This is a genomic window from Metabacillus sp. Hm71 (genome assembly GCF_051842955.2).
Classification (GTDB): domain Bacteria; phylum Bacillota; class Bacilli; order Bacillales; family Bacillaceae; genus Metabacillus.
In genome coordinates this window covers 1-10,000 of the sequence record NZ_CM200278.1, presented here as the reverse complement: position 1 = coordinate 10,000, position 10,000 = coordinate 1, and the positions used below count along the sequence as shown (strand labels likewise).

Genomic DNA, 10,000 nt, shown 5'->3' with positions numbered 1-10,000 from the left:
TATTCTCGCCATTCCACAATCACATAATAATCCCGTTATAGCAATCTGGTTGATCTCTCCTTGGTCATAGCCTAATCTTTTCGCTAAAAATGCACTTAACAAAGCAACAGAAACAGAATGATGGGACAGATAGTCTTCTTTTTTACAGTATTGATAAAGCTTTAAAATTTCCCCTTCTTGATGTTTCAGCTCGGAAATTAACGGAAGAATAATTTGTCTAACTTTAGCTATTTCGATCTGTGTGCCGGATTGCCAGCCTGTAAATAATTGCTTCCGTTCCATAACAGCATGATTATAAAGTTGATGAAACGTTTTTACAGGGGTTAATTCTACCTTTTCTTTCTCCTCATTTGAAGCTTCTTTCTGAATACCTGATGGCAGAAACCCCCTTCCATCTTCTAAGAGGTTTTCTACATGTACCTCATTAACTAAAAAAGCTTTTAACGCATGTTTTATATGCTCGGTAACAATTGTTTTTTTGTATGCTAATACTTTATTTGATGCAGATAAAATATCCTTAGCTAAAATACATCCTTCTTCTAACTGATTAATATGAATTTTCAACGGTATCCCCCCTCTTACTATTATATATAAAAATAGGATAAAATGCTTATTTTTCCCTCTGAGATTGAGGGTATTTTTCACTACTATAATCCTTTTTTTGGTATTTACTCATAAAAAAAAGACTAACTCACATAAAATGAGCTAGTCTATAGAAAATTTTTATTCTTCTACTTGAGCTTCTGTTATTTCTCCTTCTTCAACTGTTTCTGTTTCAGATTCCTCTTTTTCAACAAGTGCTACTGTAGATACTACTACATTTTCATCTAATTTAATTAATTTAACACCTTGTGTGTTTCTTCCCATAGTAGAAATGGTTCCGACGTCCATACGAATAATGACACCGCTCGCGGTTATAAGCATTAAATCTTCTTCTCCGGTAGCAGCTTTAACAGAAACCACACGACCATTTTTCTCAGTAATATTACATGTTTTTAAGCCTTTACCGCCACGACTTTGAATTCTGTATTCCTCAGATGGGGTCCGTTTTCCATATCCATTGCTAGTAACAATTAATACGTCAACACCTTCATCAAGGATTTCCATTCCTACTACCTCGTCGTCCTCATCTAATGAGATCCCTTTTACACCAGTGGCAGTACGTCCCATAGAACGAACATCTGACTCTGGGAAACGGATCAGCATTCCATTTTTTGTTCCAATAATAATATCCTTCGAACCATCTGTTAGTTTAACAGAAATAAGCTCATCTGCTTCACGTAAGCTAACAGCAATTAAACCATTATTTCGAATGTTGGCAAATTGTGATAATGGTGAACGTTTAGAGACCCCTTCTTTTGTTGTAAAGAATAGGAACCAATCATCTACAAATTCAGAAACAGGGATAATTGCATTGACCCATTCATCCTTTTCAACACTTAAAAGATTAATAATCGGGAGTCCTTTTGCTGTTCTGCTGAATTCAGGAATTTCGTAGCCTTTTGCGCGATATACTTTTCCCTTATTTGTAAAGAACAGAATCGTATCATGAGTCGAAGTCGTTAATAGTTGTTCAACGAAATCATCTTCATTGGTACCCATTCCTTGGACACCTCTACCACCGCGCTTTTGCGTGCGATAGGTTGATACTGGAAGACGTTTAATATACCCATTATGAGTTAATGTGATAACAATATTCTCTACTGGAATTAAATCCTCATCTTCGATATTTTCAAGCCCTCCAGCGACAATTTCAGTACGGCGTTCATCGTTGAATCGCTCTTTTAATTCAAGAAGCTCTTCACGAATAATGGCTAGTACTTTTTCTTCATCTGCTAGAATTGCTTTTAATTCTGCAATAAGTTTAATAAGTGATTGATATTCTTCTTCAATTTTTTCTCTTTCTAATCCAGTTAATCTTTGAAGCCTCATATCTAGTATCGCTTGCGCTTGTTTTTCACTTAATGAAAATTGCTCCATTAATCCATTCCGGGCAATATCAGTTGTTTGTGAATTACGAATAAGAGTTATCACTTCATCTAAGTGATCCAATGCTATTCTTAAGCCTTCAAGAATATGAGCACGTGCCTCAGCCTTTCTTAATTCAAAAGCTGTTCTGCGCTTAATAACAACCTTTTGATGCTCTAAATAATGATGGAGCATTTGCTTAATGTTTAGTACCTTTGGATGGCCGTTAACTAACGCGAGCATATTAATTCCAAAGCTTGTTTGTAATGCCGTTTGTTTATAAAGGTTGTTTAAGAGAACATTTGCGTTTGCATCCTTACGAACCTCGATCACAACCCGCATACCGGTTCGGTCAGATTCATCGCGTAAATCTGTTATTCCATCAATTTTTTTATCCCGGACAAGCTCGGCTATTTTCTCAACCAGCTTTGCTTTATTAACTTGATAAGGGATTTCTTTTACAATAATGACTTGTTTACCTGACGGCTTTTCCTCAATTTCCACCTTCGCGCGCAGTGTAATCGATCCGCGTCCAGTTTCATAAGCCTTGCGGATTCCGCTTCTTCCGATAATTTGTCCAGCAGTAGGAAAGTCTGGGCCAGGGATAATTTCCATCAATTCGGGAATGGTAATATCAGGATCTTTGCTAATGGCAAGTACACCATCAATGATTTCACCTAACTGATGCGGAGGTATATTTGTAGCCATACCAACAGCAATTCCAGTAGCACCATTGACTAAAAGGTTAGGGAATCTTGCCGGAAGCACAACAGGTTCTCTTTCAGAACCATCATAGTTATCCTGATAGTCAATCGTATCCTTGTTAATATCACGGATGAGTTCCATTGAAATTTTAGACATCCGTGCCTCTGTATAACGCATTGCCGCTGCCGAATCACCATCAACAGAGCCGAAGTTTCCATGTCCGTCTACTAACATGTATCGAAAGTTGAAATCTTGAGCCATACGGACCATTGTTTCATAAACAGCAGAGTCGCCATGAGGGTGGTATTTACCTATTACTTCACCAACGATACGTGCTGATTTTTTAAATGGCTTATCCGAGGTCATCCCTAAATCATTCATCGCATATAAAATACGGCGATGTACAGGTTTCAACCCATCTCGAACATCTGGTAAAGCACGTGAAACAATAACACTCATTGCATAGCCTAAAAAGGACTCACGCATTTCATTACTAATATTTCTTTCAATTACTTGCGAATTTTGATTTTCCGACATCCTAAAATAACCTCCCTTTGTTCTTTTCATATTTTAAATTGGGAGAGCCAAATAAATGTTTTAAAAAAATAATCTATACCGCCCAATTAATTGCCTATTCTCCATTATATCAATGTTAGTGAAAGATTACACATTAATTTCGTAGAATAATATTCGTTTATACAATTCTTGGGGATTTATTATCAAAAAACACCTCACCGAAAATGAGGAGTTTTTTGATTTAAATATCTAAATTCTTAACATATTGTGCATTTTCTTCAATGAAATTACGGCGCGGCTCTACTTTATCACCCATTAACGTATCGAATGTTTCATCCGCATCAATTGCATCCTCAAGCGTTACCTGCAGCAGTGTACGTGTTTCTGGCGCCATTGTTGTTTCCCATAATTGATCAGGATTCATTTCCCCTAAACCTTTGTATCTTTGAATCCCAGGCTTAGGCTGCTGCGGCAGTTCCGCAAGGATTTTATCAAGCTGGCTATCGTTATAAGCATATTCAATTCGCTTTCCCTGTTGAATTTTATATAACGGCGGCTGTGCAATGTAAACAAACCCTTTTTCAATGATTCCCCTCATATAACGGTAGAAGAATGTTAATAGAAGCGTACGAATATGGGCTCCATCCACATCTGCATCCGTCATAATCACAACCTTATGGTAACGTGCCTTGGACGTATCAAAATCCTCTCCAATTCCTGTTCCTAAGGCTGTGATTATGGCTCTGATTTCATTATTTGACAAAATCTTATCCAATCTGGCCTTTTCGACATTGAGAATTTTCCCTCTCAAAGGCAGAATTGCTTGGAAATGGCGGTCTCTTCCTTGTTTTGCAGATCCTCCTGCAGAGTCACCCTCAACGATATAAAGCTCGCTAATGGATGGATCCTTTGAAGAGCAATCCGCTAGTTTCCCTGGAAGGTTTGAAATTTCAAGGGCGCTTTTTCTTCTTGTTAATTCACGAGCCTTTTTGGCTGCAAGTCGTGCTCTAGCTGCCATTAATCCTTTATCAACGATTTTCCTTGCTACAGAAGGATTTTCCAGTAAAAACTTATCAAATGCTTCTGAAAAAATAGAATCTGTTACTGTTCGCACCTCTGAATTTCCCAGCTTCGTTTTTGTTTGTCCTTCGAACTGTGGATCAGGATGTTTTATAGAGATGATTGCAGTAATCCCTTCACGAACATCTTCACCTGAAAGATTATCATCATTCTCTTTAAAGATTTTGTTTTTCCTTGCATAATCATTAATGACACGGGTTAAGGCTGTTTTGAAGCCTGCCTCATGTGTACCACCTTCATAGGTATGAATATTATTCGCAAAAGAATAGATATTACTTGTATAGCTGTCATTATACTGAATGGCAATTTCGGTTGTGATCCCGTCTTTTTCGCCCTCAATATATACAGGCTCATCATGGATTACTTCACGAGTACGATTTAAATGCTCAACATATGATTTAATTCCACCCTCGTAGTGGTATTCATTGCTTCGTTTATTTTCACGCTTATCCTCAATGGTAATTTTCAACCCGCGATTAAGGAACGCTAATTCCCGTATACGATTAGCAAGAATTTCATAATCATAAACCGTTGTTTCTGTGAAGATTTCCGGATCAGGTTTAAAATGTGTTGTCGTTCCTGTCACATCTGTTTCGCCTATTACCTCTAAATCCGCAACCGGAACACCTTTTTGGAATTTTTGGAAATGTATTTTCCCTTCACGATGTACAGTGACGGTTAGTTCTGTTGAAAGAGCATTAACTACTGAAGCCCCTACACCATGGAGTCCGCCGGAAACTTTATAGCCTCCGCCGCCAAATTTCCCCCCTGCATGTAGAACGGTCATAATGACCTCTACGGCTGGACGCCCCATTTTTTCATGGATTCCAACTGGAATACCACGCCCATTATCCTTCACAGTAATACTATTATCTTCCTCAATGGTTACATTGATCTCATCGCAAAATCCGGCTAATGCCTCATCTATACTATTATCAACAATTTCCCATACAAGGTGATGCAGTCCCTTTCCGCTTGTGGAACCAATATACATACCAGGGCGTTTTCGTACCGCTTCTAAGCCTTCTAAAACCTGAATCTGATCTGCGTCGTATGATTGTTGTTGAACTTTATTTTCTTCCATCGTCACACTGATTCACCTACACTTTTCCTAAAGCATTCTTTGAATGAATATCTCTATTAATGATCTATGTCAAAAGCGATTTGCGCTCGTTTTTTTAATGTGCTTGACGACAACGGGGAAAAATAAATATTATCCAGCGTTATAATAATTGATTTTGCTTCACCATTTGCAAGCTGAACCATTTTATCTTTTTGTTTTTCCAAAAATTCAGCAACGATCGTAGAAGCCTTTGATGATTGACGATCTAATATCATAACAACCTCTTTGGAAGGGACAACAAAATTGTCACCTAGATGAATATACATGGTAATCACCTCGTTAATCGTCTGAAAGCTTTCCTGCATGTACATGGAAAGTAGCTGCTTCTTTTAATGTTTGGTGGTCAATGCCTTCAACACTGGTCGTTGTTACAAAAGTTTGCACCTTTCCTTGAATCGTATTTAATAAATGGGATTGCCTATAATCATCAAGCTCAGACAATACGTCATCAAGTAAAAGGATTGGATATTCTCCAATCTCATTATGAATCAAATCTATTTCTGCAAGTTTTAAGGATAGAGCAGTTGTTCGTTGTTGACCTTGAGATCCGTACGTTTGAACATCATGTCCATTCACATTAAAAATCATATCATCGCGATGAGGTCCGGCAAGTGTTGTCCCTCGTTCAATTTCTTTCTCTCTTATTTTAGCAAATTTTTGTTCATACGCATCTATCATTTTCGTCAATTCATTGTCTTCTGATACCTCTACAGACGGTTTATATTTAATATCTAACGTTTCTAAACCTCTGCTAATTCCTGAATGAATCGGCTGTGCCCATTTTTGCAACTCATTGATAAATTGCAATCGCTTATGAATAATCTTCGCAGCTGCTTCACATAATTGAGCAGTTAACACATCCAGCATGGTTTGATCTGTTTGTTTTTTTATTTGCAGCAGCTTTAAATAATGATTTCTTTGTTGCATGATTTTCTGATAACGGCTCAAATCATGAAGATAGACGGCTGACACTTGACCAATTTCCATATCTATAAATCTTCTTCTCACAGCAGGGCTGCCTTTCACTAAATTCAAGTCTTCCGGTGCAAACATTATGACATTCATTGCCCCGACATATTGGCTCAATTTTTCTTGCTCAAGATGATTTAATTTAGCCTTTTTCCCTTTTTTTGAAATGATTAACTGAAGTTCTGTTGAACGATTATATTTTTCTACGCTACCTTCTATTTTAGCATACTCTTTATCCCAACGAATTAATTCTTTATCATTTGACGTTCGATGTGATTTCGCCATGGCAAGAACAAAAATAGATTCCATTACATTTGTTTTCCCTTGAGCATTTTCTCCAAGGATCACATTGACTCTATTTTCAAACTGGATTAGTAAATCTTCGTAATTTCGGTAATCTTTTAGTTTTAACTCTTTTATATACAAATTTTGTACACCAACTTAATTTTTCACAATATATGTGCCAAAATTAGGAATATAAACAACATCGCCATCTCTTAATTTTTTTCCTCGGCGATTTTCCGGTTCATTATTTACAAATATTTCATATTCCCCTAAAAACCATTTTGCCATTCCGCCCGATTGAATGACATCAGCCAGTTTTAAAAATTGTCCTAGTGTAATAAACTCTGTTTCAATATTTACTTGTTTTACCATGTGAACCACCATCCTTCAGGAGTCTCTAACTTTATATTTTACTAAATATATAAAGAAAAATACAACCTCACTAGTACTTTCGTTCCTCGTGTCCATTCCAGATATACAAATCAAAGGATTAAACAAAGAGGTTAGTTCCAAATACCTATACCTCTCCATTTTCAAAAAATAGAAAAGAGGCTGACACTTGAGCCAGTCCCCTTTTATTCGTGAAATTTTCTCTTAATAAGTTCTTACCGGTAGAATTAATTGCAGCATTGAGTCATCATCTGTTGTTTTTATAACAAATGGTCTCATTGCACCAGTAAAATTAACATTTATTTCTGTACCTTCAAGTGCTTTTAAGGCATCCATGACATATTTCGCACTAAATGAAATTTTTAATTCTTCACCTTGAATCTCGGATGTCTGAATTTCTTCACTTACTTTACCGATCTCTGGTGAATTTGAAGAGATTTCAATCATTCCATCTGTCAGTGTTGAAAGCTTAACAACATTATTTCTCGCTTCCTTTGCAAGTAATGATGCACGATCGATAGCTTGTAAAAATTCCTTTGAGTGAATTGTCATGTTTGTTTTGCTATCAGAAGGAATTAAGCGTGATGTGTCTGGGTAGTTTCCATCTAGCAATCTAGAGAAAAATAATAGGTTTTTTGCTTTAAATAAAACTTGGTTTTCTGTAATAACAATTTCGATTAAGTCACTTGTATCATCTAAAATTTTACTAAGCTCACTTAAGCTTTTACCAGGAATAACAACATTGTAGGAGCTTTGGTTTTCATTAGCGATTGCTGCTTTTCTTAAAGCAAGACGATGACTATCTGTTGCAATACAGATAAGTTCTCCATTTTCCAGCTTCCAGTTTACCCCTGTCAAAATAGGTCTGGTTTCAGATGTAGAAACAGCAAATACGGTTTGACGGATCATTGCTTTTAACAAATCAGTAGGAATTTTGAAGATATTTTCTTCTTCAACCTGTGGTAACTGAGGATATTCTTCGGCATCTAAACCATTTAAACTAAATTCTGCTTTTCCTGAACGAATAACTGTTGAATGGTGATTTCCTACTTCAATTTCGACAATATCCATTGGTAGTTTTTTAACAATTTCACTAAAAAATCTGGCTTGTAAAACAATGCTTCCGCTTTGAATAATTTCGACAATTTCCTGTCCATTTTCCTCAACAGGAATAAATGATTCTATTGAGATGTCAGAGTCGCTTCCTGTTAAAGTGACTCCTTCAGAATTTGCGACAATTTTTATACCTGTCAAAATGGGTATGGTTGTTCTTGAAGATACAGCCTTCATGACATCCTGAACACTTTGCACCAAATGGTCTCGTTGGATAATGAATTTCATGAAATAACTCCTCCTTTTTTGGGCGAAATTTAGAATTTAGGTATATATTTATTATTTAAAAATATAGTAGAAGTACTAGTAGGGACTGTGGAAATGTGGATAACTAAGGTGAACGAAAGGAAACACAGCCTATCCACATGTGGAAAGACTGTGTATATATCCGTATTAGTTATTCACAATGTTCAGATTGATTTTTTCTTTTTAATCAAGAATAATCACTTTTTTACTTAGCTTTAAATGCTAGGAATGTAAAAGGCGCTTGCGCTTTTCTTATGAGCCTTTAAGAAGCCCCGTAATTTCCTTCAATTGTTTTTGGAGCTGCTCGTCATTTTGGAGCATTTTTGAAATTTTTTCGTGAGCATGGATGACGGTTGTATGGTCACGCCCTCCGAATTCTTCACCTATTTTAGGAAGAGAAGAATCTGTTAATTCCCTTGATAAATACATCGCAATTTGTCGTGGAAATGCGACAGATTTCGTTCGTTTTTTTGCTTTAAAATCCTCTAATTTAACCTGGAATTCTTGACCTACTATACGTTGAATATCACTGATCGAAATGATTTTCGGCTTGGAATTTGGAATGATATCTTTTAATGCTTCTGCTGCTAAATCAGCATTGATATCTTTATTTATAAGGGATGAATAGGCAACAACTCGAATCAGTGCCCCTTCTAATTCGCGAATGTTTGAGTCAATTTGGTTGGCAATATAAAGCATGACCTCATTCGGAATATCGAGGCCTTCTGCTTTTGCTTTTTTTCGTAAAATAGCTATCCTTGTTTCCAGATCCGGCGGGGTAATATCTGTGATTAAGCCCCATTCAAAACGCGAACGCAGCCTGTCCTCAAGAGTTGGGATCTCCTTAGGCGGACGGTCACTTGAGATAACAATTTGCTTGCTTTCTTCATGCAATGTGTTAAATGTATGGAAAAATTCCTCTTGGGTTTGTTCTTTTCCAGCAAGGAATTGAATATCATCAATTAATAAAACATCAACACTTCTGTATTTATTTCTAAAATCAACAGCTTTGTTGTCACGGATTGAATTGATAAATTCATTAGTAAATTTTTCAGAGGACAAATAAACGACCTTTGCTGAAGGTTTGTGATCAATAACATAATGTCCGATGGCATGCATCAAGTGAGTTTTACCTAATCCTACGCCTCCATAGATAAATAAAGGATTATAGGCTTTGGCGGGTGCTTCAGCAACTGCTAATGATGCGGCATGTGCAAATCGGTTACCAGATCCAATAACAAACGTATCAAAAGTATATTTCGGATTCAGCATATTTTGCGGCAGCTCAGTATGTTCTGCTTCCGCTTTATTTACTTGTTTTATAGGCGAATTAGGTAAAAATTCATCATCCATTTGGTTTTGAGGAATAATAAATTTAATAGCAAATTCTTCACCTGTTAATTGATAGATTGTATCGGCAATTAAATGTAAGTACCTAGACTCCAGCCAATCTCTCGCAAACTCATTCGGAGCGGTTATGGTTAGCGTATCACCCTGAATCGCATGGGCCTTCGTCGATTTTAGCCATGTTTCAAAGCTAGGCTTACTTATCTTCTTTTCGATCTCACCTAAAGCTTTACTCCAAAGTTCGGATATATTCTCCAA

At 36.7% G+C, this 10,000-nt stretch carries 8 protein-coding genes (1 of these 8 cut by a window edge); all 8 read right to left on the bottom strand.

Annotated features, from left to right (window positions below; genetic code table 11):
* Positions 1-564 carry the 5' portion of an HD-GYP domain-containing protein gene (locus ACSVDH_RS00040; RefSeq protein ID WP_439252357.1) on the bottom strand. 528 nt of this gene lie to the left of the window's left edge, so 564 of the gene's 1,092 nt are visible here — the first part of the coding sequence; its start codon is at positions 562-564; its stop codon lies off the left edge, out of view.
* A 159-nt stretch (positions 565-723) separates the two neighbouring features.
* The gene (gene gyrA, locus ACSVDH_RS00035; RefSeq protein WP_439252358.1) at positions 724-3,210 is read right to left on the bottom strand and encodes a DNA gyrase subunit A; all 2,487 of its coding nucleotides are present in this window, start codon (positions 3,208-3,210) and stop codon (positions 724-726) included.
* A gap of 220 nt (positions 3,211-3,430) precedes the next feature.
* Positions 3,431-5,353, bottom strand: a complete 1,923-nt coding sequence (gyrB, locus tag ACSVDH_RS00030; protein ID WP_299095203.1) for a DNA topoisomerase (ATP-hydrolyzing) subunit B — start codon at positions 5,351-5,353, stop codon at positions 3,431-3,433.
* Positions 5,354-5,409: 56 nt separating this feature from the next.
* Complete coding sequence (gene remB / locus ACSVDH_RS00025; RefSeq protein WP_299095189.1) at positions 5,410-5,658, bottom strand: extracellular matrix regulator RemB; 249 nt, start codon at positions 5,656-5,658, stop codon at positions 5,410-5,412.
* A gap of 13 nt (positions 5,659-5,671) precedes the next feature.
* Positions 5,672-6,787 carry a DNA replication/repair protein RecF gene (gene recF / locus ACSVDH_RS00020; protein ID WP_439252359.1) on the bottom strand — a complete coding sequence of 372 codons (1,116 nt, stop codon included), beginning with the start codon at positions 6,785-6,787 and terminating at the stop codon, positions 5,672-5,674.
* A gap of 15 nt (positions 6,788-6,802) precedes the next feature.
* Positions 6,803-7,018: a S4 domain-containing protein YaaA gene (gene yaaA, locus ACSVDH_RS00015; protein ID WP_439252360.1), complete on the bottom strand. Its 216-nt coding sequence runs from the start codon at positions 7,016-7,018 to the stop codon at positions 6,803-6,805.
* Between the two features lie 222 nt (positions 7,019-7,240).
* A complete protein-coding gene (dnaN, locus tag ACSVDH_RS00010; RefSeq protein ID WP_299095200.1) occupies positions 7,241-8,377 on the bottom strand; it encodes a DNA polymerase III subunit beta in 1,137 nt (378 codons plus the stop codon).
* Positions 8,378-8,647: 270 nt separating this feature from the next.
* Complete coding sequence (gene dnaA, locus ACSVDH_RS00005) at positions 8,648-10,000, bottom strand: chromosomal replication initiator protein DnaA (protein WP_439252361.1); 1,353 nt, start codon at positions 9,998-10,000, stop codon at positions 8,648-8,650.

What these genes read in the sequence shown, in the direction of transcription:
- gyrA (WP_439252358.1), bottom strand. Translation starts at nt 3,210, where the DNA reads ATGTCGGAAAATCAAAATTCGCAAGTAATTGAAAGAAATATTAGTAAT.
- gyrB (WP_299095203.1), bottom strand. Translation starts at nt 5,353, where the DNA reads ATGGAAGAAAATAAAGTTCAACAACAATCATACGACGCAGATCAGATT.
- remB (WP_299095189.1), bottom strand. Translation starts at nt 5,658, where the DNA reads ATGTATATTCATCTAGGTGACAATTTTGTTGTCCCTTCCAAAGAGGTT.
- yaaA (WP_439252360.1), bottom strand. Translation starts at nt 7,018, where the DNA reads ATGGTAAAACAAGTAAATATTGAAACAGAGTTTATTACACTAGGACAA.
- dnaN (WP_299095200.1), bottom strand. Translation starts at nt 8,377, where the DNA reads ATGAAATTCATTATCCAACGAGACCATTTGGTGCAAAGTGTTCAGGAT.